At 41.7% G+C, this 25,742-nt stretch carries 25 protein-coding genes; 18 read left to right on the forward strand and 7 right to left on the reverse strand.

Annotation, left to right across the window (positions count from 1 at the left end; genetic code table 11):
• From EO132_RS13425 to EO132_RS13435, 3 genes are all read left to right on the forward strand, one after another.
• Complete coding sequence (locus EO132_RS13425) at positions 1-861, forward strand: prephenate dehydrogenase (RefSeq protein ID WP_127138355.1); 861 nt, start codon at positions 1-3, stop codon at positions 859-861.
• An 8-nt stretch (positions 862-869) separates the two neighbouring features.
• Entirely contained in the window at positions 870-1,952 is a 1,083-nt protein-coding gene (locus tag EO132_RS13430; RefSeq protein WP_127138356.1) for a bifunctional 3-deoxy-7-phosphoheptulonate synthase/chorismate mutase type II, read from the forward strand.
• Positions 1,953-2,086: 134 nt separating this feature from the next.
• Positions 2,087-2,761: a head GIN domain-containing protein gene (locus tag EO132_RS13435; protein ID WP_127138357.1), complete on the forward strand. Its 675-nt coding sequence runs from the start codon at positions 2,087-2,089 to the stop codon at positions 2,759-2,761.
• 77 nt (positions 2,762-2,838) lie between these two features.
• Here the strand turns inward: EO132_RS13435 and EO132_RS13440 are convergent, their stop codons facing one another.
• Positions 2,839-3,279, reverse strand: coding sequence for a hypothetical protein (locus EO132_RS13440; RefSeq protein ID WP_127138358.1), 441 nt, complete (start codon positions 3,277-3,279; stop codon positions 2,839-2,841).
• A gap of 94 nt (positions 3,280-3,373) precedes the next feature.
• Between EO132_RS13440 and rsgA the strand changes: the two genes are divergently transcribed.
• The 13 genes from rsgA to EO132_RS13505 all read left to right on the forward strand — a co-directional run bounded on the left by rsgA (position 3,374) and on the right by EO132_RS13505 (position 18,373).
• A complete protein-coding gene (gene rsgA / locus EO132_RS13445; protein ID WP_127138359.1) occupies positions 3,374-4,312 on the forward strand; it encodes a ribosome small subunit-dependent GTPase A in 939 nt (312 codons plus the stop codon).
• Entirely contained in the window at positions 4,313-4,765 is a 453-nt protein-coding gene (gene dtd / locus EO132_RS13450) for a D-aminoacyl-tRNA deacylase (RefSeq protein ID WP_127138360.1), read from the forward strand.
• An 84-nt stretch (positions 4,766-4,849) separates the two neighbouring features.
• Positions 4,850-6,751, forward strand: coding sequence for a DUF3857 domain-containing protein (locus EO132_RS13455; protein ID WP_127138361.1), 1,902 nt, complete (start codon positions 4,850-4,852; stop codon positions 6,749-6,751).
• Positions 6,748-8,727: a DUF3857 domain-containing protein gene (locus tag EO132_RS13460; protein WP_127138362.1), complete on the forward strand. Its 1,980-nt coding sequence runs from the start codon at positions 6,748-6,750 to the stop codon at positions 8,725-8,727. Before EO132_RS13455 ends, EO132_RS13460 begins: the two co-directional genes overlap by 4 nt.
• Before the next feature lie 10 nt (positions 8,728-8,737).
• Positions 8,738-10,699 (forward strand): transglutaminase family protein, encoded by a 1,962-nt coding sequence (locus EO132_RS13465; protein ID WP_127138363.1) that lies wholly within the window; start codon positions 8,738-8,740, stop codon positions 10,697-10,699.
• A gap of 45 nt (positions 10,700-10,744) precedes the next feature.
• Positions 10,745-11,071, forward strand: a complete 327-nt coding sequence (locus tag EO132_RS13470) for a nucleotide pyrophosphohydrolase (RefSeq protein ID WP_127138364.1) — start codon at positions 10,745-10,747, stop codon at positions 11,069-11,071.
• A gap of 69 nt (positions 11,072-11,140) precedes the next feature.
• A complete protein-coding gene (locus EO132_RS13475; RefSeq protein ID WP_127138365.1) occupies positions 11,141-12,370 on the forward strand; it encodes a 3-phosphoshikimate 1-carboxyvinyltransferase in 1,230 nt (409 codons plus the stop codon).
• 87 nt (positions 12,371-12,457) lie between these two features.
• Positions 12,458-13,507 carry a tRNA preQ1(34) S-adenosylmethionine ribosyltransferase-isomerase QueA gene (gene queA / locus EO132_RS13480; protein ID WP_127138366.1) on the forward strand — a complete coding sequence of 350 codons (1,050 nt, stop codon included), beginning with the start codon at positions 12,458-12,460 and terminating at the stop codon, positions 13,505-13,507.
• A gap of 75 nt (positions 13,508-13,582) precedes the next feature.
• Complete coding sequence (gene rlmN / locus EO132_RS13485) at positions 13,583-14,623, forward strand: dual-specificity RNA methyltransferase RlmN (RefSeq protein ID WP_127138367.1); 1,041 nt, start codon at positions 13,583-13,585, stop codon at positions 14,621-14,623.
• 208 nt (positions 14,624-14,831) lie between these two features.
• The gene (locus EO132_RS13490) at positions 14,832-15,806 is read left to right on the forward strand and encodes a polyprenyl synthetase family protein (protein WP_127138368.1); all 975 of its coding nucleotides are present in this window, start codon (positions 14,832-14,834) and stop codon (positions 15,804-15,806) included.
• 111 nt (positions 15,807-15,917) lie between these two features.
• Positions 15,918-16,493, forward strand: a complete 576-nt coding sequence (locus EO132_RS13495; RefSeq protein ID WP_127138369.1) for an RNA polymerase sigma factor — start codon at positions 15,918-15,920, stop codon at positions 16,491-16,493.
• 5 nt (positions 16,494-16,498) lie between these two features.
• Complete coding sequence (locus tag EO132_RS13500) at positions 16,499-17,218, forward strand: hypothetical protein (protein WP_127138370.1); 720 nt, start codon at positions 16,499-16,501, stop codon at positions 17,216-17,218.
• Between the two features lie 84 nt (positions 17,219-17,302).
• Positions 17,303-18,373, forward strand: coding sequence for a hypothetical protein (locus tag EO132_RS13505; RefSeq protein WP_127138371.1), 1,071 nt, complete (start codon positions 17,303-17,305; stop codon positions 18,371-18,373).
• Between the two features lie 50 nt (positions 18,374-18,423).
• Here the strand turns inward: EO132_RS13505 and EO132_RS13510 are convergent, their stop codons facing one another.
• Positions 18,424-18,666 carry a zinc-ribbon domain-containing protein gene (locus EO132_RS13510; protein WP_127138372.1) on the reverse strand — a complete coding sequence of 81 codons (243 nt, stop codon included), beginning with the start codon at positions 18,664-18,666 and terminating at the stop codon, positions 18,424-18,426.
• Positions 18,667-18,772: 106 nt separating this feature from the next.
• On the opposite strand from EO132_RS13510, the gene EO132_RS13515 reads away from it, so the two are divergent.
• Complete coding sequence (locus EO132_RS13515) at positions 18,773-19,402, forward strand: 2OG-Fe(II) oxygenase (RefSeq protein ID WP_235856464.1); 630 nt, start codon at positions 18,773-18,775, stop codon at positions 19,400-19,402.
• Here EO132_RS13515 and EO132_RS13520 read toward each other — a convergent pair whose 3' ends face one another.
• The 4 genes from EO132_RS13520 to EO132_RS13535 form a co-directional block, all read right to left on the reverse strand.
• Positions 19,403-19,714 (reverse strand): phosphoribosylpyrophosphate synthetase, encoded by a 312-nt coding sequence (locus EO132_RS13520; RefSeq protein ID WP_127138373.1) that lies wholly within the window; start codon positions 19,712-19,714, stop codon positions 19,403-19,405. It lies immediately after the preceding gene.
• Between the two features lie 6 nt (positions 19,715-19,720).
• Positions 19,721-20,260 carry a flavodoxin domain-containing protein gene (locus EO132_RS13525; RefSeq protein ID WP_127138374.1) on the reverse strand — a complete coding sequence of 180 codons (540 nt, stop codon included), beginning with the start codon at positions 20,258-20,260 and terminating at the stop codon, positions 19,721-19,723.
• 84 nt (positions 20,261-20,344) lie between these two features.
• Positions 20,345-21,046: a hypothetical protein gene (locus EO132_RS13530; RefSeq protein ID WP_127138375.1), complete on the reverse strand. Its 702-nt coding sequence runs from the start codon at positions 21,044-21,046 to the stop codon at positions 20,345-20,347.
• Positions 21,047-21,048: 2 nt separating this feature from the next.
• Positions 21,049-22,878, reverse strand: coding sequence for a Xaa-Pro dipeptidyl-peptidase (locus EO132_RS13535; protein WP_127138376.1), 1,830 nt, complete (start codon positions 22,876-22,878; stop codon positions 21,049-21,051).
• Positions 22,879-23,016: 138 nt separating this feature from the next.
• Here EO132_RS13535 and dnaG point away from each other — a divergent pair, with 138 nt between their 5' ends.
• Positions 23,017-24,990 (forward strand): DNA primase, encoded by a 1,974-nt coding sequence (gene dnaG, locus EO132_RS13540; RefSeq protein WP_127138377.1) that lies wholly within the window; start codon positions 23,017-23,019, stop codon positions 24,988-24,990.
• 67 nt (positions 24,991-25,057) lie between these two features.
• Here dnaG and EO132_RS13545 read toward each other — a convergent pair whose 3' ends face one another.
• On the reverse strand, positions 25,058-25,687 hold the full coding sequence (locus EO132_RS13545; RefSeq protein WP_127138378.1) for a response regulator: 630 nt from the start codon (positions 25,685-25,687) through the stop codon (positions 25,058-25,060).
• Positions 25,688-25,742: the final 55 nt, after the last annotated feature.

The raw sequence follows: 25,742 nt of genomic DNA on the forward strand, positions 1-25,742 counted from the left end.
ATGAAAATAGTCATTATAGGAGTTGGATTGATAGGTGGTTCCTTTGCCAAGGATGTGAGAAAATTGCATCCCGAAGCAGAAATTATCGGGGTGGACAAAAGTGTTGCACATTTGGATGAGGCTTTGAAACTTCAGGTCATAGATATAAAGGGGGATTACGAGTCTTTGGCAACTGCGGACATGGTCTATGTAGGTATTCCAGTGAATGTTTTGGTTACTGAATTGCCCAAAATATTGGATGCCGCTGGTGAGGAAACCGTGGTAATGGATGCTGGGTCGACCAAACGTTTGATTTGTGAGCAAGTGGCCGACCACCCCAAACGAAGGAATTTTATGGCCTGCCACCCCATTGCAGGTACCGAGTTTTCAGGACCAACAGCAGCTTTGGAAGGATTGTATGCCGGTAAGACCATGATAATTTGTGAGGTTGAAAAAACAGCCTTCAAACTTCAGGAAAAAGCACTGGCCATGTTTCAGGATATAGGGATGCGAATTCGATATATGAATCCTGAAGCCCATGACAAACACATCGCCTACGTCTCTCATTTATCACACATTAGCGCTTTTATGTTGGGAAAGACGGTTATTGATAAAGAAAAAAATGAGCGTGATATTTTTGACATGGCGGGAAGTGGTTTTGAAAGCACCGTTCGCTTGGCGAAAAGTTCACCCGATATGTGGACCCCCATTTTTGAACAGAACAAAGACAATGTTTTGGAAACCCTGGAAGAATACATCCAGAACCTGACCACGTTCAAACAATTGATATTGGACAACGATTTTGAAAATGTCCACCAAGAAATGAGTAATACAAATAGAATAAAACAAATACTAAAAGGAATACCACTTACAAAAAAATAGAGAGTATTATGGAAAACAAAAAGGAAATGAGGAAATGGTTGGATGACATGAATTTGGGTCATCCCTTGGTAGTAGCAGGTCCGTGTAGTGCGGAAACCGAAGACCAAGTGCTGAAAATAGCGCACGATCTTAAAGACACCGACGTGAGCTATTACCGTGCCGGAATCTGGAAACCAAGAACTCGTCCAGGTAATTTTGAAGGAGTAGGAGCCATTGGATTGAAGTGGTTGCAAAAAGTAAAAGAAGAAACAGGACTGAAAACGGCTACCGAAGTGGCCAACAGGGCACACGTTGACCTAGCTTTGGAGCACGATGTAGACCTTTTGTGGATTGGGGCGCGATCGACCGTAAGTCCATTTATCGTTCAGGAAATTGCGGATGCGTTGGAGGGAACGGATAAGATTGTTTTGGTCAAGAACCCGGTAAACCCAGACCTTTCCCTTTGGTTGGGCGCTGTGGAGCGTTTGCACTCCGCCAATATCGAAAAATTGGGGGTAATCCATAGAGGATTCTCCACTTATGAGAAAACCAAATACCGCAATATTCCGGAATGGCAATTGGCCATCGAGTTGCAGACCAAGTTCCCTGATCTTCCTATCATCAACGATCCAAGTCACATTACAGGGAAGCGGGATATGGTTTTTGATGTGTCTCAAACTGCTTTGGACTTGAACTTTGATGGACTGATGATTGAAACGCATTATGATCCGGACAACGCATGGAGTGATGCTGCCCAACAGGTAACCCCTAAAACATTGGTTCAGATGATGAAAGATCTACGCATAAGAAAAGAAACCAATGAGGAAGCCGAATACCAGAGCAATTTGAGCAATCTTAGAGCTCAGATAGATATATTGGACAACCAGTTGATCGATCTTTTGGGTAAAAGAATGAAGGTTTCCGATGGTATTGGAGAGTTGAAAAAGCAAAAGAACGTAGCGGTGCTTCAAAGCAATCGATGGAACGCCATATTGGGCAATATGATCTTGGAAGGTGAGCAAAGAGGATTGAGTGAGGAATTTGTTTTGAAAATGTTCAAGGCAATCCACCAGGAATCGATCAATCACCAAGAAAAGATCATCAACGCTTAGACTGATTTTTAATCAGGTTGACTTAAGAACTATTTGCAGCTTCAAAAACATTTGAGGTTGTAAATAGTTTTTTTTGGTTCAAACTGTAACAAAAGTGTATAGAGGTCATCTTTGAAAGGTAAAAACACTTTATCATGAAAAAAATATACACACTAGGCCTCCTTTTACTTCCCTTGGTTATGTTTTCACAACGAATCATTGATACGGAAGTCGGGGAATTCAACAAAATCAAAGTTTTTGATTTGATCGAGGTCAACTTGATCCAATCCGATGAGAACAAGATCATGATCAAAGGTTGGAACGTTGACGACATTAAATGGACCAACAAAAATGGGACCTTGAAACTTAGAATGCAGTTGGACAAAAAGTTTCAGGGCGAGGACACCGTGATTGAAGTCTACTACACCAATCTGGATGTAATTGATGGTAATGAAGGCTCCCAGATTACCTGTAACGAGATGGTTCAGAAAAGTAGAATAGAACTACGAGCCCAAGAAGGGGCGACCATCCGTATAGGAATGGATGTGGATTATGCCGAGATAAGAGCGGTTACTGGCGGTATCGTTCAAGCTTCCGGTTTGGCAAAAAACCAGACAGTTGTATTGAATACCGGAGGTATCTTTGAAGGAAGGGAACTACGGACCGCTACAACGGATGTGAAGATTTCTGCCGGGGGCGAAGCGGATGTGTTTGCTTCGGAAATGGTTGATATCAACGTAAAGGCCGGTGGGGATGTTTATGTTTACGGAAACCCGGAAACAGTACATAAAAAAACCTTTGTGGGTGGAAGAATCCACATTAAGGATTAATGAAACTTGTTGCTGCAAAAAAAAAGCCCTCCAAAAATTGGAGGGCTTTTTTTATTTGTCAGTTGTGAGTACAGCATTTATTTTTTGAAGATGTAACGGGTAATGAAAATACCTTGTCCATCACCTTTTCCACCTTCACTTTCCACACCACTTACCACAAAGGCCAGTTCCCATCCGTTGGAAACCATATCGTTGATCATGGAAGTGATCAAGGCATCATTGGCCGCTATATTTTGGAACCGGATACCTCCAATGTTATAAAAGTTCAAAAGCTTGGTTTCCTCGAAATTCTTTACACGGATTTCATTCCTTTTGGATTTGTTCCTGGTATTGTCGTCTTCGGTCTGTACACTTGTAAACTCCTTATAATCCTTATCCTCCAAGGCATTTATAATTCTAGATCTTCCCAGTCCGTTGGGCACTATGGACTCAACACTGGTAACTACATGGTACTGCTGTGCACTCATGGTAAACGTTGCTGCGAGTATTACCACAGCGGCCAAAATAATTTTCTTCATGATTAAAATGTTAATGATCGTTAAAACTGTTAACAAAGATATACGACGAAAAAGCAGGAATATTGTTTCTTTGTAATCAAAATATAAACAAATAGTGAACGGAACTGTTTATAAATCAACGGGAAGCTGGTATACTGTAAAGTCCTCTGATGGAGAGTTTTACGAATGCCGTATCAAGGGCAAGTTCCGAACACAGGGGATTAAAAGCACCAATCCCGTGGCGGTTGGTGATCATGTAGAGTTCCATTTGGAAAATATTGGGGATGAGACGGTTGGTGTGATTTCCAAAATTGGGGAACGCAAGAACTACATTGTCCGTAGATCTGTAAAGCTTTCCAAGCAAACTCACATTATCGCATCCAATTTAGATCAGGTCTTTCTGTTGGTAACGTTGAACAATCCGCCCACTTTTACCAGCTTTATAGACCGATTTTTGGTAACTGCCGAGGCATACCATATTCCCGTAGTGCTTCTTTTCAATAAAATGGATGTGTATAGCGAAGAGGATAAGTATGAAGTGGACTACTTGATGGACCTTTATCGGAAAATTGGCTATACCTGCATTCAAATTGAAGCTAAACAAGGCAAAAACGTGGACAAGGTAAAAGATTTGATGATTGGCAACACAAGTATGTTCGCTGGCCATTCCGGTGTAGGGAAATCCACCTTGGTCAATGCTCTGGAGCCAGGCTTAAAGTTAAAAACAGCCGAAATATCGGAACAGCATATGCAAGGACAGCACACCACCACCTTTGCCGAGATGTACGATTTGTCTTTTGATGCCCGAATCATAGATACCCCAGGGATAAAGGGGTTTGGCATCGTGGATATGGAAAAGTACGAAATCGGAGATTATTTTCCAGAATTTTTCAAGTTGAAATCCGAATGTAAGTTCAATAATTGTCTCCACCTGGATGAACCCAAATGTGCGGTAAAAGAGGCTTTGGAGCATGATGAAGTTGCGGCAAGCCGATACCGAAGCTATGTTCAAATGCTAACAGGCGAAGAAGACAATCCGTATAGGGAAAGATAAATGAGAACAGTATTACAAAGAGTTTCAAAAGCAAGTGTTACCGTTGATGGCAAAGTGATTTCATCCATTGAAAATGGTTTATTGGTATTATTGGGTATAGAGGATGCCGACAACAAGGACGATATTGATTGGCTTACGAATAAAGTTCTGAATCTTCGAATCTTTAATGATGAAGATGGCGTGATGAATCGCTCTGTAACCGATATTGATGGAGATATTATCGTGGTCAGTCAATTTACGTTGCACGCACAGACTAAAAAAGGAAATCGACCTTCGTATATAAAAGCAGCAAAACCCGATTTGGCCATTCCCATGTATGAAGCATTTGTGAAGGTTTTGGAGCAAAGACTAGGTAAAAAAGTGGGTACTGGAATTTTCGGCGCCGACATGAAAGTGGAACTGCTTAACGATGGCCCGGTAACTATTACGATAGACACAAAAAACAAGGAATAATTACTTTTTATCGAAAAAAATGTCTTTTTTGTAAGAAATTAAACACTTTAGTGTTGCCTGAACTAACCATTTCCAGATAAACGAATGCGATTTTATTTTCTATTCCTACTTGGCTTATTTTTTCATTGCTCATTTTCCCAGAATTATAATGTTGATGCCATTCCAAAGGAAGTAAGGCAAAATGCTGATGCCGTTGTCCGATTGGATAAGATGGATGTAATCGTTGAGGATCAAGATAAGATGGAGGTTTCCAGTAAGAGAGTGGTTACGATTTTCAACGAGAATGGAAATGAGCACGTCAATGCCTATGCGTTTTACGAAAAGAATGATAAAGTCTCCGAGTTGGAAGCCATTATTTACAATGCGCAAGGAGAAGAAATAAAGAAAATCAAGAAAAGGGACTTTTTGGACCAAAGTGCGATTGACGGTGGAACCCTTTATTCCGATTCACGGGTTCTGGTCATGCGATACACCCCTGCACAGTATCCTTACACTGTTGAATTTGTCAAACAGTATACGACCCCAAACACGGCTTTTGCACCAAACTGGGCTTTTTTGGATGACTATAGGGTAAGCACCGAAAAAAGTGAGTTTTCCTTTACTATGGAATGCGGCATACCTTTCAGGCATAAAGAGGAGAACTTTGAGTCCTACCAGATTGAGATCAAACAGACGGAAAAGTCAATTGCATACAAGGCCAAAAACCTAAAGGCCATAAAAGCGGAACCATTGTCCCCGTCATTTAACGATTTTGCCCCACAGGTAAAAATTGCAATGGACCAATTCCATCTTGAAGGTGTTGACGGCAGAGCCTCAACATGGAAAGAACTTGGTAAATGGATGAACGATGAACTTTTGGAGGGACGGGATAATTTGGATGAAGGTACCGTTCAATACGTTAAAAACTTGGTGCAAGGAGTATCCGACCCCTTGGAGAAGATTAGGGTCGTTTACAAATACGTTCAAGAAAACACCCGCTACATAAGTGTTCAATTGGGAATTGGTGGTTGGATGCCCATAAGCGCATCTGATGTGGATCGTGTAAAATATGGCGATTGCAAAGGGCTTACCAATTATACAAAAGCATTGTTAAGTGCTGTTGGGGTGGAATCATACTACACCGTGGTGCATGCAGGTGGACAAATGAAAAGTTTCGATGCAGACTTTCCGTCCATGCAGGGAAACCACGTGTTTTTGAATGTGCCGCTGGATGAGGAAGAGGTTTGGTTGGAATGTACCAGCCAAAAAACACCGGTCAATTATTTGGGGACGTTTACCGATAATCGAAATGTTTTGAAAGTGACTCCCCAAGGAGGTGAGTTGGTCAGGACAAAAGCCTATTTGGATGAAGAAAATTATCAATCTACCAAAGCGGAATTCCACATTGTAGAAGGGAATAATATAAAAGGGAAGGTAAAGATCCTTTCAAAGGGATTCCAATACGATAACAAGTACTGGAGAACCGGTAATACCAAATCAGAACAGGAGGAATTCTATAAATCATACTGGAGTTACGTGCAGAACTTGAGATTGGATGAGGTCAAATACCAAAACGATGCCAACAATATTGAGTTTGTTGAAGAGGTAACCATCAGTGTGGAGAACTATTTGAGCACTGCCGGAGACAAATTATTGTTGGTGGCCAATGTGGCAAACCGTAATTATGGGGTGCCAGATAGGTCTAGAAATAGAAAAAGGCCACTGGTAATAAAACGTGGTTACTTGGATGAGGATGAGTTCATTGTACACCTTCCGGAAGGATACGTCCCTGAAACCTGGATGCTACCTGTCAAGGAGGAAACCAAATTTGGGACCTATACTATTTCCATTGAGCCCTTGGAACCAGGGGTTCTTGTATATAAAAGAAGACTTTTGATAAAATCGGGAGAATATCCCAAAGAAGACTATAAACTCTATCGTGACTTCAGAAAGAAAGTCGCTAGATATGATAATTCCAAAATCGTTCTAAGTAAAAAAGAATCATGAAATTAAGGCTGTTTTTTCTGCTATTGCTGGTACAACAAGTAGTTAGCTCCAATGAGATCAAATTTGGAAAGGTATCCAAGGAAGAAGTGGCTGCAACAGAGCATGCCACTTACCCCGAGGCCAATGCTGCTATTCTCCACAAGGAAGAAAGGGTGTGGTACGATTATCAATATAACAAAGGTTGGTCCCTTATCCGTGAAGTGCACTATCGCATTAAAATATATAATAAAGAGGGATTTGATTGGGCAACGTTGCAGGTTCCCCTTTATCTTGGGGAAAGTGAAAATGAAACCATACACGGAGTAAAAGGTTACACGTTTAATTTGGAGAATGGAAAAGTGGTAAGTCAAAAACTTAAGAAGGACGGAGTTTTCAAGGAAGACGTTAATAAATACAGAAAGAGGGCGTCCATTACTATGCCGGAAGTGCATGAAGGCAGTGTGTTGGATATCAAATATGAAGTCAACTCCCCATTGTATTGGTACATCGATGAATTTAAGCTGCAATATGATATTCCTGTGGATTACGTGAAAGTACGATTGGATATTCCGGAGTACTTTGTCTTTAAACAATATAGTAGAGGTTTTCATCCCATTGATTTTACACAGACTAAAGACAACAGGACGCTTAAGGTCTCAAAGTTTTCCAGCAATACTCAGAAAAACAGCAGTCTTGATTTGATTGAGAACGTGTATAATATATCAGCATCCGATTTGCCCGCCTTATTGGAAGAGAAGTACACGAGCAATATTGATAATTACAGAACCGCCATTCAGTTTGAGCTCGCTTCTACAAATTTTCCCAATCAAGTTTTTAAACATTATAGCACAACTTGGGAGGATGTTGCTAAGACCATTTACAATTATGATGATTTTGGAGGAGAGTTGAACAAGGATAATTATTTTGATGATGATATTGATCAGTTGATATCAGGCTTATCATCCTATTCGGAAAAGGCAATGGCTATTTTTCAGTATGTGAAATCCAAAATGAACTGGGATGGTTATACAGGTGTGGGATGTAGTCAAGGTGTGAGAAAAGCTTATAAGGAAGGCACCGGGAATGTGGCCGAGATCAATCTGATGCTCATCGCTATGTTCAAATATGCAGGTCTCAATGCAAATCCAATTTTGGTTAGTACCAGATCGCATGGCATACCTCTGTTCCCCACCAGAAATGGGTTCAATTACGTGGTTGCTGGTCTTGAGATCCAAAATGATCTGATATTATTTGATGCTACTGAAAAAAATGCAATGCCAGATGTTTTGCCGACACGTGCTTTGAATTGGTTTGGCAGATTGATTCGCGATGATGACAGTTCCAGTCAAGTAAGCTTAATGCCCAAATCCAAATCTTTGGATGCTGTGATGATGAATGTACACCTAGATGAAGACGGATCGATAGCGGGAAAGTATAGACAACAATACACGGCCAATAACGCATTTGCTTTTAGGAATGGCTATACAGAAGGATCCGAAGAATCATATTTGGACAATTTGGAGAAAAATAGTGATATGGAAATATCAGGTTTTGATTTACAGAATATTGAAGAGCTATCAAAACCCATTGTACAATCCTATGAATTTAAAAAAGAGGCTGCTTATGAGGTAATAGGAGGTAAACTTTATCTATCCCCTATGTTTCATTTGGCCACAAGGGTAAATCCTTTCAAAATGGAAAAAAGGGAATTTCCTGTAGATTACGGCTATCCATGGGAAGATAAATATATGATTTCAATTAAAATCCCAGAAGGATACACCGTTGAATCCATTCCTGAACCTATAGCGGTGGTGTTGCCTGAAAATATGGGACAGTTTAGATATAACATTTCGGCCAACGGGGAGGTCATCAATGCACGAATAGAAACGGCACTTAATAGCCCTGTGATTCCGGCGTTTTACTATGCTGACCTCAAAGAATTTTATCGACATATTGTCGATAAGGAGTCTGAAAAGATTGTTTTGACAAAATCTTAGACAGTATAAAATGAAAAAAGTAATTGTACTCTTGGTTTTGTTCAATGCCACACTGGTTTTTGCCCAGGAACATGAATTTGGCAAGCTGACCCCTTTTGAATCTGAATTCAAAACTTATCAAAAAGATACCACTGCGCATGCGGTATATCTTTATGAAAAGGGGGATAATTCCTTTGAGATCAGAGGTAATTATGTTTGGCTTATCAAGGAATATCATGCCAAGATAAAAATCTTGGACAAACAAGGGATTTCAGAGGCAAACATCTCAATTCCTTATTACCATTCCGACAATGCCCGGGAAACAGTGGACAAAATCAGGGCAATTACCCACAACGGAACGGTAAAACACAGTCTGCGGCAAGAGGAGATTTTTGAAACAGACTTGAACGAAAGATGGTCGGATAAACGGTTTACTTTTCCAAACGTTCAGGAAGGCTCTATTTTGGAATATGTTTATGAGATTCAATCACCATTTTTCCACAATCTGAATGGATGGAAGTTTCAAGAGAGTATACCAAAGGTATATACCGAATACAATGCTGAGATTCCCGGAAATTACAAGTATAATCGTACACTAAAGGGAAAATTGAATCTAGATGTTAACGATGCGACCATAAAAAAAGACTGTTTCTACATTCCCAGATCATCTGAAGCAGCGGATTGTGAAGTCTTGAAGTATGTCATGAAAGATGTGCCAGCATTCAAGGAGGGGGAAAGTTTTATGTTATCCCCCAAAAATTATCGTTCTGCGTTGGAATTCGAGTTGTCCGAACACCTGAGTTTCGATGGTTCAATCAATCGGTATACCAAAACATGGAAAGATGTAGACAGGGAATTCAAAGCGGACAAAGATTTAGGGAGGCAACTCAAAAAAGAAAACTTTTTTGAACGTAATGTTCCTGCCCAATTGACCAATAGTCCTGGTAGTAAAATTGAGAGGGCAAAAAAAATCTATCAGTTTGTGAAGGACTATTACACTTGGAATGGAGATTACGGAATCTTTTGGGACAATAGGGTTAAAGAGGCTTTCGATGAGCGCAAAGGCAATGTTGCGGAAATCAACATTACCCTTATCAACCTATTGAACTCGGCAGGCATAGATGCCGAAATGATGGTACTTTCCACACGCAACAATGGATTGCCCAAAAAAACACATCCGGTCATGACCGATTTCAATTACCTGGTGGCCAAAGCAAATATTGACGATGATACGTATTTGTTGGATGCTACGGAAAAAAATCTATCCTTTGGTATGTTGCCCTATCGGTGCTTGAATTACTATGGGAGGGTCATGGATTTGAAAGGGGAAAGCTATTGGTATGACATTGTTCCAGAAAACAGAAATAGCAGGAGCGTACGTATTCAAATGGAACTCGACCTTGACAATGGTCTTGTCACGGGAAACTACGATGATATTTCCATGGGATATGAGGCATTGTCAAAAAGGGACCAAATCAGTTCCAAAACCAAGGAGGACTATCTGAATGAAATTGAAGATGCTGCTTACGGTGATTTTTATATTGAAGAATATGAACTGGATGCTGAACAGTCAGGTGATAAGAAACTGGTGGAACACTTCACTTTCGAAATGGAAGGATTGAGTAACACTCCAACAGTGTATTTCAACCCGTTTGCCATACGTTTTTTCAACAGCAATCCCTTCGTAGCCGAAAAAAGATATTATCCAGTGGACTTTGGTTACCTAAGATCCTATAGGTATTACGCCAGTATAGATGTTCCGGAAGGCTATAAGGTTAAGGAGATTCCGGAGCCCAGTTTTTTGGGGCTTCCAGAGAACAGTGGGGTTTTAAGGTTCAATTGCACTGAAAATCAAGGTGAAATCATGGTGCAATATACCTTGCAGCTCAAATCCACCCATTATACTAGTGAGGGATATGCATATATTAGGAAGTTCTTTGAAGATGCGGTCACTTTACAGAACAAGAGTTACATTGTTCTTGAAAAGGAATAAGTCAGTTGTGCTTACCTTTGTGTTCAAATCATAAAAACTGTTAGGGTGAACATAGAAAACGCACAAAAAGCCGTAGACGAGTGGATTAAAAACCATGGGGTCCGTTATTTTAATGAACTTACCAATATGGCCCAACTTACCGAAGAAGTAGGAGAGGTGGCGCGTATCATCGCAAGGCGTTATGGCGAACAGAGCGAAAAGGAATCTGATAAGGCCAAGGATTTGGGCGAAGAGCTTGCAGACGTGGTTTTTGTGGTACTTTGCTTAGCGAACCAAACAGGGATAGATTTACAGGAAGCGTTCGACAAAAAGTTGGATATAAAGACCGAACGCGACCACGACCGCCATCAAAATAACAAAAAGCTTAAATAAAGTTGCCTGCCTAAAGGGACATTAAGTCCGTTTTTTCTAGTTTTGACAATTCATACAAACCGAACAGCTTTGAGACTCCAGCTTTCCTCGCCCAACGATAAAAAAATACAAAAAGCCATTGCGATCACAGGTTCCAAAAGTGAAACCAATCGCTCCCTTTTGTTGCAGGCGCTTTTTCCCAATATTAAAATTGAGAATCTTTCCAATTCCGATGATGGGGAGGTAATGCAAAAAGGCTTGGCAAAATCAACGGGAGAGGTGGACATCCATCACGCTGGTACCGCCATGCGATTTTTGACCGGGTATTTTGCTTCGCAAGAAGGAAAGCAGGTTACACTTACGGGGTCACAACGTATGCAGGAGCGACCCATAAAAGTATTGGTGGAAGCACTACAATCACTCGGGGCCGATATTCAATATGAAAAGGAAGTGGGTTATCCACCCCTGAAAATAACTGGAAAAAAACTCAAAAAAAGCCAAGTTTCCCTTCCCGCGAATATCAGCAGTCAATATATTTCCGCATTGTTGTTGGTAGCTCCCAGTTTGGAAAATGGATTGGAACTGGAATTGATTGGGAAGATCACATCGGTCCCCTACATAAAAATGACCCTGGCCCTTTTGGAACAAATAGGTGTGGAAACCTCTTTTGAAGGAAATAAAATCAAGGTTGCTCCGAAAAAAGCTGTGGAAAATACAACCTTGGTAGTCGAATCAGATTGGAGCTCGGCGAGTTATTTTTACAGTATTGCCGCCATGTGCGAAGTGGGGACGGAAATACAATTGTCTTCCTACAAGCAAAATTCATTGCAAGGAGACAGTGTTTTGGCCGACATCTATAAGGATTTTGGAGTAGAGACCGTTTTTTCAAACAACACAATTCTCCTCAAAAAAACAGCGGGAGTCCAATCAAATCATTTGGAGTACGATCTTTCCAATGCCCCTGATATCGCACAGACCATTGCAGTAACTTGTTTGGGATTGGGTATAGGATGCCATCTCACCGGATTGCACACGTTACCGATTAAGGAAACCGACCGTTTGGCTGCCTTACAGACCGAATTGGGTAAGTTTGGGGCCACTGTGGATATTGATTGTGAAAGTTTAACCCTCACAGCCCAAAAGCAACTCAATGGCGGTGTTTCGGTGGATACCTACAATGACCACAGAATGGCGATGGCCTTTGGCCCACTGGCCTTAAAAGCAGTATTCATTGTGAACGATGCCGAGGTAGTGTCCAAGTCCTACCCCGATTTTTGGAAGGACCTAAAGACCCTTGGATTTGGTATCGAGGAACTGTAATCCACATTTAATCATTAAATTACTTGACATCCGCTATCGCGAGGTTGTATATTTGCCCCTCTTTAAAAAAATCGAAAAAAAGTCCACATGAAATTATCAAACTTCAATTTTGAATTGCCTAAAGAGTTATTGGCAGAATACCCTGCAGAACACAGGGACGAATCCAAACTGATGGTGGTTCACCGTGACAGCGGAAAAATTGAACATAAAATGTTCAAAGACCTGGTTGATTATTTTGACGAAGACGATGTGATGGTCTTGAACAATACCAAGGTGTTTCCTGCAAGACTTTTTGGTAACAAGGAAAAAACCGGAGCTAGAATCGAGGTGTTCTTGTTGCGCGAGCTCAACCAAGAACAGCGCCTTTGGGATGTTTTGGTGGATCCAGCCAGAAAAATCAGAATTGGAAACAAACTTTATTTTGGAGAAGATGAGAGCTTGGTGGCCGAGGTAATTGACAATACCACATCCCGGGGGAGAACATTGCGTTTTCTTTACGATGGGTCGTATACCGATTTTAGAAGAAAGCTAAGGGAATTGGGAGAGACTCCACTTCCAAAATATATTAAAAGAGACGTTACCCCGGATGATGAGGAGCGTTACCAGACCATTTATGCCAAGCACGAAGGTGCTGTTGCTGCACCGACTGCCGGACTACACTTTTCCAAGCATTTGTTGAAGCGTTTGGAGATCAAAGGAATCAACTTTGCGGAAGTGACCCTTCACGTAGGCTTGGGAACCTTTAACCCGGTTGAAGTGGAAGATCTGTCCAAACACAAAATGGATAGCGAAGAGTTGGTCATAGATGAAAAAGCAACTGAAATCGTAAACAACGCGAAATCAAACAAAAGAAAAGTTTGTGCAGTGGGTACAACGGTTATGCGTGGATTGGAAAGTGCGGTATCTTCCGAGCATACATTGAACACCTTCGAGGGATGGACCAATAAGTTCATCTTTCCTCCATATGAATTCAGTATTGCCAACTGCATGATCACGAACTTCCACTTGCCAAAATCAACCTTGTTGATGATGGTCTCTGCATTTGCAGGTCACGATTTGATCAAAAAAGCATACAAGCAGGCAATTTTGGAAGGCTATCGTTTCTATTCCTACGGGGATGCGATGTTGATTCTGTAAAAACAATATTTTAAAGAAGATAAATCCCGTTTGCTATACTGGCCGGCGGGATTTTTTCTTGCTTATCTTTAAGAAGTGGAAATCAAAAAAAAGGACATACGTGCATTGACCAAGGAACAACTTCGCAATTTTTTTGTGGAGCAGGGCGATAAGGCATTCCGTGGCAACCAGGTCTATGAGTGGTTGTGGCAGAAATCGGCACACGATTTTGATGCCATGACCAATATCTCCAAGGAGACCCGTAAAATGTTGGAAGACAATTTTGTCATCAATCATATTCGGGTAGATCAAATGCAGCGTAGTTCTGATGGGACTATAAAAAATGCAGTTCGCTTACATGATGGATTGGTAGTGGAATCCGTTTTAATTCCCACCGAAACGCGAACCACAGCCTGCGTATCCAGTCAAGTAGGCTGTAGTTTGGATTGCAGATTTTGTGCTACCGCACGCTTAAAACGTATGCGTAACCTGAATCCTGATGAGATTTATGATCAAGTGGTGGCCATAGACAATGAGAGCCGTTTGTATTTTGACAGGCCCTTGAGCAATATCGTTTTCATGGGCATGGGAGAACCGTTGATGAACTACAATAACGTTTTGAAGGCTATTGATAAAATCACTTCCCCTGAGGGATTGGGGATGTCTCCCAAGAGAATTATAGTGTCCACTTCGGGAGTGCCCAAGATAATCAAGAAAATGGCCGATGAAGAGGTAAAGTTCGGTTTGGCCGTCTCCCTGCATTCCGCCATAGATGAGGTACGCACCTCCATTATGCCGTTCAATTCCACATTTCCACTGAAAGACCTTCGTGAAGCGTTGGAATATTGGTACAGCAAGACCAAAAACAGAATTACCTACGAATATGTGGTTTGGAAAGGTATTAATGATACCCAAGAAGCTGCGGATGCTTTGGTAAGGTTCTGCAAGTTTGCCCCATCAAAAGTGAATATTATTGAGTACAACCCCATTGATGATGGTGAGTTTCAACAAGCTCCTGATGGCGCTATTGAAATGTACCAGAAGACTTTGGAACGAAATGGCATTACCGTGACCATACGTAGGTCTCGAGGAAAGGATATTGATGCCGCTTGCGGACAGCTAGCGAATAAAAGCTAAATTTTTTAGGAGACAGGAGATAGGAGTTGTGTAAAATTAGTTTTTTCCTCAACCCTCAACCCTCAACCCTCAACCCTCAACCCAAAATAACATTCCCTGTAAATCATCGATAGTTTTGGACCGGTATCTTAAACTTTCGATTTCATTCCTACAACTCTTCCATTTTCCCTACTTTTATAGCTTCAAAACCAAACACCGCACCGTTACGTTGAAAATCGTTTCGCAGATAAGGGAACCCATAGAAAATGAGATGCAGCTTTTTGAGGAAAAATTCCTCAAATCCATGTCCTCCAAGGTTGCATTGTTCAATAGAATTACCTACTACATTGTTAACAGAAAGGGTAAGCAAATGCGGCCCATGTTCGTTTTTTTAACCGCCAAATTGTTAAATGGCGAAGTGCATGAACGAACTTATACGGGAGCTTCCATCATCGAATTGATACATACCGCTAGTTTAGTGCACGACGATGTGGTGGACGATAGCAACAAGCGCCGGGGTTTCTTCTCTATCAATGCGCTGTGGAAGAACAAAATAGCCGTTTTGGTCGGCGATTTTCTATTCTCCAAAGGACTTTTGGTCTCCTTGGAAAACAGGGACTACGATTTACTTCACATTATTTCCAATGCCGTCCGTGATATGAGCGAAGGGGAATTGCTTCAGATTGAAAAAGCACGACTGCTGGATATTACGGAAGAGGTGTACTACGACATTATCCGACAGAAAACCGCAACTTTGATTGCCGCCTGTTGCAGTATGGGAGCTTGTTCCGTACGACCCGATTCCGAAGAAGTGGAAACCTTCAGGAAGTTCGGAGAGCTTTGTGGAATGGCCTTTCAAATAAAGGATGACCTTTTTGATTACGGAGCGGAGAAAATCGGAAAACCTACGGGAATCGATATCAAGGAACAAAAAATGACCCTGCCTTTGATCTATGCCTTGAACAATAGCGACAAGGAAAAGAAAAAATGGTTGATCAACTCCATCAAAAAACACAACAAAAACAAAAAACGGGTTAAGGAAGTAATCGAGTACGTTAAGGAAAAAGGCGGACTCGATTATGCCGTGGTCAAAATGTTGGAGTTTAAGGATGAAGCTTTGGCTATTTTGGACAATTACCCCGATTCCGAGTATAAAAGTGCCCTCACACTAATGGTCAACTACGTGGTGGACCGTAAAAAATAAAAATTTAAAATACTGAATATTAATGTGTTGCCTGAAAATTTATATTTTCAGGCAACTATTCCTGTTTAAATCCCGTCTATTAAAATAGAAGCACATTTGTAAACCAAACTGTTGAAGATCATCACGCTACATAGCAACGAAAAACAATTGATCAAAAAATCGATCAAAGGGGACCAACAGGCCCAGCGGTTGTTGTACGATAAGTTTTCGCCCAAAATGCTGGGGGTTTGCAGGCAGTACATCAAGGACCTTCATTTTGCGGAGGATGTGATGATCCACGGTTTTGTAAAGGTCTTCAACCATTTAAGTTCATATCAACATAAAGGGAGTTTTGAAGGTTGGATCAGAACAATCATGGTACGGGAAAGTATTTCATATTTGCGCAAGAGGCAGTTTGTCGTCTATGACGACGAAGCGGTGGAAGTTAGTGGACAAGTTGCTATTGCCGATGATGGAATTTTGGATGTGGAGTATGTGCAACATCTCATCGATGAACTTCCGGAGGGCTACAAAGCGGTTTTCTTGCTGTATGCTATCGAAGGGTATGGCCATAAAGAGATTGCCGACATGTTGGAGATTTCGGAGGGTACCTCAAAGTCACAATTGTTCAAGGCTAGAAAGATGCTTCAAGAGAATTTAAATTTAAAGGGAATGTCCCCCAAATCACATTCGGCGAATAAAAAATAAAGGGTATGGATAAACTCGAAAAACATATCAAGGAGAAACTGGAGGAGCGAACCTTTGCACCATCCAAAGGAGCATGGGACAAGATTGCCCCGCAAGTAAAAGAACCAGTGCCAAGAAAAAGAAATGCATGGTTTCCCTATGCCATAGCCGCAAGCGTTGTGGGGATTGTGCTGGTATCTGTTTTCTTTTTCACAAGTCAAAATGCAGCGATAAATGAACCACAGGTTGTGGAATCTGAAACACAGGAAGCATCCGATGTAAAGGCTGTAAAAAACGAAGAAAAAGAACTAGTTCCAGAGATGGAAACCGAGGTGGCTGAAGCAGAGGTTGAGTTCATAGAGCCAAAGGATGCCAGTCAGTTTCAAAAAGCGAATTCCAATACAGCCGTTGCCGAACAACAAGTCAATGAGCCTTTGCAAGACGAAATCCAAATAAATTCGGATAAGTTGATTGCACAAAAGGTGGAAGAAGTGGTCGCTCAGGTCCAAGTCATGGAAGATGCAAAGCAAGATGTTACCGATGCTGAAGTGGATTCCCTTTTACGAGCGGCACAACGACAGATTTTAACAGATAAATTATTTGCCGATGGCGGTTCCGTGGACGCTATGTCATTATTGGCCGAAGTGGAGGATGAACTGGACGAATCGTTCAGAGATCAAATCTTTGATGCCTTAAAGTCAGGATACCTTAAACTACGTACCGCTGTGGCAGACCGAAATCAATAAAATTATTCATCAATCAAGTCAAACCTTCTGCAACTTCCTGTCCTCTTGGGCAGGAGGGAGGGAGGTTTATAATCCAAAACAATCATGAAAACAATTACATTTTATTCAGCAGTTTTATTCCTGTTCTTGGTTTCCCAAGTAGCATTTGGGCAAGAGGACTATCAAAAGAAAATCGAGGCGTTGAAGGTTGAAAAGCAGCGCATAGTGGAGCAAGAGAAAGAAGCTCTTAAAGTGGAAGTGAGAGACATCAACCAGCGTTTGGAAGATGGGGACATTTCTGAAAATGAAGCCCGTATTTTAAAAGAAGAAGTGGCCAAGCAAAGAGCCTTGAACATTGAAAATCGTGTTGCCATCATCGAGAACAGAATCGCATTGTTGGAGCGAAACCAGGGTGATGTGCTGACATTGAGTGAAATAGATACTATTTATGGGGATAGGATGAGGCTTGATCTTTTCATAGACGGAAAACCTGCCATTACCTTTAATCCCAGACGCAATAAGAGGGAAATCAAATACGATAGACGCACCTATTCCGATTTTGTAATGGCCGTTGGGTTGAACAATGCGTTGGTTGAGGGGCGGTCACTTTCCGATTCCCCATATAAAATTGGGGGGAGCCGCTTTTTCGAAATGGGCTGGCAATGGCGTACCAGAGTGTTCAAGCAATCGAATTGGTTGCGTTTTAACTATGGGTTTTCGTTTCAGTTCAATGGATTGAAACCCGATGGGAATAGAATATTTGTGCAGGAAGATGGTCAAACCGTGTTGCAGGAATTTGAGTACGATTTGGATAAATCCAAGTTTCGAATGGACAATCTTGTATTCCCGGTTCATTTTGAGGTTGGTCCCTCTCGCTTAAATAAAACGGAACGAAGGATACGCTACTCTATAAGAGATCAGTTTAGGTTAGGTTTTGGAGGATACGGAGGCTTTAGCTTGGGTACACGTCAAAAATTGAAATACAACCGTGATGGTGACAATGTAAAGGATAAACTTAAGCGGGATTACAACAGTAGCGACCTAATCTATGGGGTGAGCGGTTATATGGGTTTTGATGGTGTACTGCTTTACTTAAAATATGACCTGAATCCGATTTTTAAAGATGCGGATGTAAAACAGAATAATATTTCACTGGGCCTTCGGTTCGATATCTAACCATTTTTGAACCTGAAAGAAATGCGGTCGGGATTTTCCTGGCCGTTTTTTTATGCGGATAGGGCCCGCTCCATTTCAGGGGTAAAATCCTCTTTGTAATACACTTTTTTGCAATGCGAACATTCGGCGTAGCGGATATTGTTAATGGTAAAAAGGGGAATCCAGAACAAATGGGCATAATTGGGTTGAGCTACCGCAGTAATCGTCCCACTCTGCCCACAATGGGAGCAGGAGACATGGTTCAGTAACTTGGTTTCCTTTTTGCCGGGTCTTGTTCCGAAGAAAAGTATCATTGAAAATTTGAATTGATCCATCTCAAAGTTAGCTTTTTCAGGAGCGAATGAAAAAAATGATTTCCGTTTTTAAAAAATTTCTACATTCGCCCAGATTTTTGAAACATTGAACGCCTACTACGATTTGGAGGATTGGTTGTCCTGGATGGACGATATCTCCAGTAAGGATTATGTAATTATAGATAACTTTCTCAGGGAGGAATTGTATACCGAGATCAAATCTTTTTTTCTGGGAAAGCTGCCCAATTTTAAGGAAGCTGGCATCGGTGCCCATGCCGATAATCAAATTGATAGTATGGTACGTGGCGATTTTACCTATTGGTTGGATAGAAAAAGAGATGCCCAGCTGCAGACCTATTGGGATTTATTGGATGAAACCATTCACATCTTTAACCGTTATTGCTATTTGAGTTTATCGGGTTATGAGTTTCATTTGGCCCACTATCCATCGGGTGGACATTACGATAAGCATCTAGATCAATTTGAAGGTAGAAACAACCGCATGATTTCCATGATTATTTATTTGAATGATGGTTGGACACCCGGCGATGGTGGGGAACTGGAAATTTTTGAAAAGAATGGCTCTAGTTTTTTGGTTGAGCCCAAGGCCGCCCGTTGTGTCATGTTCAAAAGTGCAGAGGTGCCCCATGCGGTGCTAGAGGCCCATAAAAGTAGATTCAGTCTTACTGGTTGGCTCTTGTATCAGCCCTCATCTGTCGGTAAACTATTTGTGTGATCAATTCTTTTCGCATGGAATTTGCTGAATAAGTTCCTCATTTTGTGCTGTGGATGACCCATAGGACATTACCAGGGTTCCTTTTGTACCATCTTTTGCCTCAATGGTAAATACTATGGATTCATCACTTGGGTTTGTCATCCCTTCAAAACGATAAGAGGCGGTAATCTTTAAATCGCTGGGTTGATATTCTTTTTTTGAATACAATGCTTTGATGCAGGTTTCGTCCGCTTCAAAATCTTCTTTATAACCATCCTCTTGTGTCAGTGTATTTACCGCTTGGGAAAGTGTATCGAAACTATGCTTGTCCATTTGTGTTTATTTATGTTCTTTAATGTTATTGATAAAGCTCAAGACCTGTTCCTTTACTTTTGGCCAGTCTGTATATTCATGATCTTGACTGGTATCCACTGATCCACCTTCCTTCTTTGCAATGGAGCGCATGATCAACTTTTTAAAATAGTTGTATTGCGTGTATTTTAAGGCCCCAGCCATGTGCCAAACCTTTTTTGGGTTCCATTGGGTCTTTTTTAAAAAGTCCTTTGCAATCTGTTCAACTTCATTATGCTCTTCTTCAATGCTGGAGGCCATCGCCATACTTACCGAAAAAAAGACACTTGGTTTACCATTTAAGGTATCAATATTTTCTTGAACATAGTCTCTAATCAAGGTATTATACTTTTGGATATGGACGGAACTGCCCACAAATACCGCATCAAAATCATCAGGTTCAGGTGGCTCCTCTACAGCATTGGCTATTATCACTTGATGACCGTCTTCTTGTAGCACGTTTTCCATAAACCTCGCAATTTTACGGGTCTGGCCTTCCACGGTACCGTAAACAATTAAAACCTTCATATCTTTAAGGTATGGTTGCACTACCCTAAATAGACGTAATATTTTTGATAACCCACATGATTTTAGTCAGTTGTGATTGGCTTTTCAATAAACTTTTTCAAAAGAAGATCCCGTCCATATTTCATGTTTGACTTCGCAATATGAACAAACTTCTATCAGGTTGGTCTTCGGGTCAATTGCACCTATATTTTTAATGACGAGTTTGCTGTCTTTTTTAAACTTTAAACCTAAAGAGGTTAAAAGTCCCTCATGAATTTTTCCTGAAATGCGATCAACAACGACTCCGGTTTGGCAAGGAGACCCACATCCCCAAGTAATCAAAGTATAATGACCAGCAAAGTTGACACCTTCGGCACATCCTTGTTTTATACGGGTAATAAAGCTTTTCGCATCTGGATTCGTGGAAAAATCAGGGTTTGCCAGTTTCCCTTCGTAGACTTCTACGGCATAATCTTCAAACGTGGATTTTGGGGCGTACTTTTTATAAATCCTAAGGTCCTCAAAATTTACATCCTTGCCCATGATCACATCATCCCCATAACTGGTCAGTTGATTGTATATGGGAAAGCCATCGGAGGCCTTGCTTCTTTGAATTACCATAATGTCCGTTGGTTTTTTACCTAAAATCAGATAATCAAACGATTCATAAATAGGTTTAAAAGCACCTTCTTCTTTAGCTATTGTTTCTATAATAGTATCCTGTTGCCCTTGTTCTCTGTCGATTTTATTTTTGGACTGGCAAGAAAAAAGAGCTGCAAAGCACAGTGTTAATGTGATTCGAGTCATTTTTAGAATTTGATTTCGCCGTCTACCACGGGAAGGATAAGTTTCGTTTCATCCAAATCCACGGTTAATTCAGTACCAGGTTCTGGCCAAAGGGTAAACTCCTTATCGCTGGAAAAAATCATCAGACCGATTTGCTGTCCTTTGGGAATAATCTGGTCATCGGGCATCAGTTCAAACTCCATTTCGTAGAATTTTCCGGGAACCAAAGGTTCACTTTCTGTCAATGAACTGTGGTTTTGGGGGTCGGCCCATCCGCGGGTAATGATATTGTCCGTTATTTTGGTGTTCAAGGCATCGGTCCAGGGAAGGGATACCAACCAAACGGATAAATTGGCCGCAGGTTTGCTACTGGCCAGTTTGATTTTGATTTTGGTCACTCCAGAGATATGGACATCCTCTTCCAAAGGAGCAGTGGCATATAGGAGTCTATGCTCTGTGGTCTCAGCTTTTGCCAAGCTGGCACCGGAAAAGGAATAGTTGTCCACTAAGGTTTCCGTCCCCTGCTGTTTGGGCTTTGTGGCGGTCAATTGCCCTTTTTCGGGTGCACCTTTGCTCAAGAACAATTGCACATCTTTTGCGTCCGGATTGGGATAGTCCGCATAAGGGGTCGGATTGTCTTTTTTGTCGTTCTCCCGAACAATCCATGCTTTAGGTTCATCTTCCACGCCATTTTCCACGCCATATAAGTAGCGGGTAAACCATCGGTTCATCATAGAGATCGGCGGTGGCCCCCCATGACCGTTTTGATGATAATAAATCCGAACGGGCAATCCCATTTCTTTGGCCTTTTTATAAATCCGATAACTATGCTCCGGCATTACGTTCCAATCGTTGAAACCATGGGACATTAAAAGGGCTGCTTTCATCGGCTTCATGTCGTTCAGGTAATCCCTTCCTGCCCAAAAGTCGTTGTAATCCCCAGTGATGCGGTCCTGTCCGTTCTTCATTTCGGTATCACGGATGACTTTATTGTTTCGGGCTCTTTTGGATTCGTCTCCGCTGTGGATAAAATCGTAGAGCACATCAATATCCTCGCCCAGATATCCGGCAGGGGAACGTATGAGGCCATTGGATCGATAATAATGATAATACGAGGTATTCGGTGCAATGGGGATTATGGCCTCTAGACCATCGACGCCAGTGGTAGCAGCGGCCAGAGGAATGGTTCCGTTGTACGAGGTGCCCGTCATGCCCACTTTTCCCGTGGACCAATAGGCTTTGACTTCCGTGTTGCCGTCTCTTTCGGTATAGCCCTTTGCTCTTCCATTGAGCCAATCTATTACAGCTTTAGGGGCCAAGGATTCGTTGTCACCGCCTACAGTTGGGGCGCCATCGGAAAGTCCTGTCCCAGGAGAGGAGGAGTGGATCACGATATAGCCTCGTGGCACCCATGTTCTCACTTGGGAATTGGAAATTATCGGACGTTCGCCGACCCTTGTAACGCTTGGGTGCTTTCTTGGTTTCCCTGCTTCGCCCAGCTCGTGTTGTACATCCCAAAAAATGCCTTTGGCCAATCCAGCTGTTCCCGCATAATAAGGACTGGATTCATAGATAACAGGAAGTTTCAGGTTTTCTGAGTCAGTTTGTTCAGGGCGGGTCACATCCACATGCATACGGTCCAATTTGCCATCGCCATCCGAATCAAAAGTGGTTTCCACCCAAAGGTCGTGGCGTATCCATGTACTGGGGTCGGAAAATGCATCGACCACTTGAGCTTCGCCATTTTCTATAACAGGACCAGACTTTTCAGTCATTTGCCCTTGGGCTGTCAGCACAAAAGCCAATAAAAGAGTAACCAGAGTCGAGTAACTTTTTGCTTCTTTCTTTACCATATCATCAATTTTTATCGTTCTTGCCCTTGGGCTGGAATGAGTTCCCAAGATACTAAAACTAAAAGAGGGAATTCCTATTTGGATTGATCAAAAACAATGTTTTTATTTACCTTTAACAGCTATTTTGAATAGGACGCTTTGATTTCGAAAACCACCATAGACCAAGTATATGAAACCGCCCGATTGGAAGAGGTTATCGGTGATTTTGTGCAATTGAAGAAATCAGGGTCCAATTTTAAGGGGTTGAGTCCCTTTACCGATGAGCGTACCCCCAGTTTCATGGTTTCCCCTGTAAAGCAGATATGGAAGGACTTCAGTAGCGGAAAAGGAGGTAATGTGGTGGCTTTTTTGATGGAGCACGAACATTTTACGTATCCCGAGGCCATAAAATACCTGGCGAAAAAATACAATATTGAAGTAGAGGAGACCGAACAGACCGATGAGCAGAAGGAACAGGCCAATGAGCGGGAGAGCATGTATCTGGTATCAGAGTATGCACAAAAATACTTTACCGAGACCCTTTGGGAGTCTGAACCGGGCAAAGCCATTGGACTGACCTATTTCAAGGAGCGTGGCTTTACCGACGAGACCATCAAGAAGTTTGGTTTGGGCTATAGTTTGGACGAGTGGGAGGCTTTTACCAAAACCGCTTTGGAAAAAGGTTACCAATTGGAGTTTTTGGAAAAAACGGGTCTGACCATTGTTAAGGAGCAAGCTGGAGGGGAAAGCAGAAGGTTTGACAGGTTCAAGGGTCGTGTCATGTTCCCCATACACTCCATGAGCGGTCGAGTACTGGGGTTTGGTGGCCGTATTTTGACCAATGATAAAAAAGCCGCGAAATACCTGAACTCGCCCGAAAGCGAAATCTATCATAAGAGCAAGGTGCTGTATGGGATTTACTATGCCAAGCAGGCCATAGCCAAGGAAGATAACTGCTTTTTGGTGGAAGGATACACCGATGTCATTCAAATGTATCAGCGAGGGGTTGAGAATGTGGTATCCTCTAGTGGAACGGCATTGACCCCTGAGCAGATTCGACTTATCAATAGACTGACCAAGAATATTACGGTTCTGTTTGATGGTGATGCAGCGGGATTGCGTGCGTCTTTGCGGGGTATTGACCTTATTCTGGAACAAGGAATGAACGTGAAGGTCTGTACCTTTCCAGAAGGAGAGGACCCTGATAGTTTTGCCAAAAACAATACTTACGAGGATTTGGTGCAGTACTTGGATGAAAATGCCAAGGACTTCATTCAGTTCAAGACTTCTTTGTTGGCGGAGGAAGCTGCCAACGACCCTATAAAACGAGCCGATACGGTACGGGATATTGTCAACAGTATCAGCAAGATTCCAGATCGCATCCGACAGGAAATTTATGTGCAGGAATGTGCAAAGATCATGCAGATCTCTGAGGATGTACTTTATAACACCCTAGCGCAGATTGATAAAAAACATCAAACGGATGCTTCCAAAAAAGTAAAGAAAGAACAGAAGGCCTTTGAAGTTGTAAAGAACGATGCTGTAGTTGAGAAGGTAGATGTGCAGTATGAGTTGGAACGAAAGATCATAGAGGTGCTGTTGCTGTACGGAAACCAAAAGCAGGAATTCGAAGATTTGGTGCTCAAGGAGAACGATGAGGGTGAATTGGTATTGGAACCTGAGGTTTCGGAGGCAAAGGTGTATGAAAAGGTCTATTTAGATCTTCAGGAAGATGAAATTGAGCTGACCAACGAGCAGTTCAAAACGATTTATTATAAATTGATTGAGAAGCTGAATGAGGATACGGATTTTTCAATCAATACCTTTTTGTCGGATTTAGATCAGGATACCGTATCGCAGGTATCTTCCATTTTGATGGAGGAAGAGCAGTATGTGTTGCACGATTGGGAACGACGTGACATTTATCCGAAAGAGAAGCAGATTGGTGTTGCCCAATTGGTGGGAGAGACCATCCTTACCCTTCGCTGTAACTTGATCAAGAACCGTATCGAAAAATTAAAGGAGAGAACCCAGGATAGCCAAGGAGACCACACGGAGGTCTTGGAAGAAATCATGAATTACCTTCAGCTCAACAAACTGTTGAACGCTAAATTGAACCGCGTACTATCCTAAAATATAAAACCCCTTCCAATGGTTGGTTGAAAGGGGCTTCCACAATAGTTGGTTTGGTTGGGTATTCCTAATAGAGTTCCAGGGCTTTGGCCTGTTGCAGCAAGTCCACCAAATTATCCACGTTCAATTTCTTCATCAAACGGGCTTTGTATGTACTTACTGTTTTTTCGTTGAGATTTAAACCTTCAGCAACTTCCTTGTTTCTTTTTCCGCTTGCCAATAGTTTAAGTACTTCGACTTCACGGGAAGAGAGTTTTCTAAAGAATCTGCGTGGTTTTTGTGTTCCTTCGTCAAAAGCAAGGCGTTGTGCCAGTTCATTGGTAATGAACATGTTTCCTTCACTTACTTTCTTGACCGCGGAAACAATATATTCCAAGTCCGCGGTTTTGGATAAGTACCCAAACGCACCTGCTCGTATGGTGCTGAGGGCGTAAACATCTTCGGACTGTCCACTGTACATCAGAGTTTTGATGTCAGGAAATTCCAATTTCATTTTTCTGAGCGTGGCAATTCCATTGATTTCTGGAATATCCATCTCTAAAATTACTACATCGGGGGTTACAGTTTTCAATGTATTAAAAAGCTCTTCGGTAGTTGAAACATCAGCAATAACTTCAATGTCTGAGCTCGATTCAAGTACCTGTCTAATACCAAGCCTAACGATAGGATGGTTGTCAGCAATCAATACTTTTATCATTTGATTCGGTTTAATTTTAATTAATGGTTAGCTCTTATATACTATTAAGTATAGC

The organism is Flagellimonas oceanensis (assembly GCF_003992595.1).
Taxonomy (GTDB): Bacteria; Bacteroidota; Bacteroidia; order Flavobacteriales; family Flavobacteriaceae; genus Flagellimonas; species Flagellimonas oceanensis.

Excerpts from the sequence above, each read along its gene's own strand:
- EO132_RS13465 (WP_127138363.1), top strand. The coding sequence starts at position 8,738 with ATGAAAAAAGTAATTGTACTCTTGGTTTTGTTCAATGCCACACTGGTT.
- EO132_RS13520 (WP_127138373.1), bottom strand. The coding sequence starts at position 19,714 with ATGGACAAGCATAGTTTCGATACACTTTCCCAAGCGGTAAATACACTG.
- EO132_RS13510 (WP_127138372.1), bottom strand. The coding sequence starts at position 18,666 with ATGATACTTTTCTTCGGAACAAGACCCGGCAAAAAGGAAACCAAGTTA.
- EO132_RS13535 (WP_127138376.1), bottom strand. The coding sequence starts at position 22,878 with ATGGTAAAGAAAGAAGCAAAAAGTTACTCGACTCTGGTTACTCTTTTA.
- EO132_RS13545 (WP_127138378.1), bottom strand. The coding sequence starts at position 25,687 with ATGATAAAAGTATTGATTGCTGACAACCATCCTATCGTTAGGCTTGGT.
- EO132_RS13455 (WP_127138361.1), top strand. The coding sequence starts at position 4,850 with ATGCGATTTTATTTTCTATTCCTACTTGGCTTATTTTTTCATTGCTCA.
- EO132_RS13530 (WP_127138375.1), bottom strand. The coding sequence starts at position 21,046 with ATGACTCGAATCACATTAACACTGTGCTTTGCAGCTCTTTTTTCTTGC.
- EO132_RS13460 (WP_127138362.1), top strand. The coding sequence starts at position 6,748 with ATGAAATTAAGGCTGTTTTTTCTGCTATTGCTGGTACAACAAGTAGTT.
- EO132_RS13525 (WP_127138374.1), bottom strand. The coding sequence starts at position 20,260 with ATGAAGGTTTTAATTGTTTACGGTACCGTGGAAGGCCAGACCCGTAAA.
- EO132_RS13435 (WP_127138357.1), top strand. The coding sequence starts at position 2,087 with ATGAAAAAAATATACACACTAGGCCTCCTTTTACTTCCCTTGGTTATG.
- EO132_RS13505 (WP_127138371.1), top strand. The coding sequence starts at position 17,303 with ATGAAAACAATTACATTTTATTCAGCAGTTTTATTCCTGTTCTTGGTT.
- EO132_RS13425 (WP_127138355.1), top strand. The coding sequence starts at position 1 with ATGAAAATAGTCATTATAGGAGTTGGATTGATAGGTGGTTCCTTTGCC.
- EO132_RS13430 (WP_127138356.1), top strand. The coding sequence starts at position 870 with ATGGAAAACAAAAAGGAAATGAGGAAATGGTTGGATGACATGAATTTG.
- queA (WP_127138366.1), top strand. The coding sequence starts at position 12,458 with ATGAAATTATCAAACTTCAATTTTGAATTGCCTAAAGAGTTATTGGCA.
- EO132_RS13440 (WP_127138358.1), bottom strand. The coding sequence starts at position 3,279 with ATGAAGAAAATTATTTTGGCCGCTGTGGTAATACTCGCAGCAACGTTT.
- dtd (WP_127138360.1), top strand. The coding sequence starts at position 4,313 with ATGAGAACAGTATTACAAAGAGTTTCAAAAGCAAGTGTTACCGTTGAT.
- EO132_RS13500 (WP_127138370.1), top strand. The coding sequence starts at position 16,499 with ATGGATAAACTCGAAAAACATATCAAGGAGAAACTGGAGGAGCGAACC.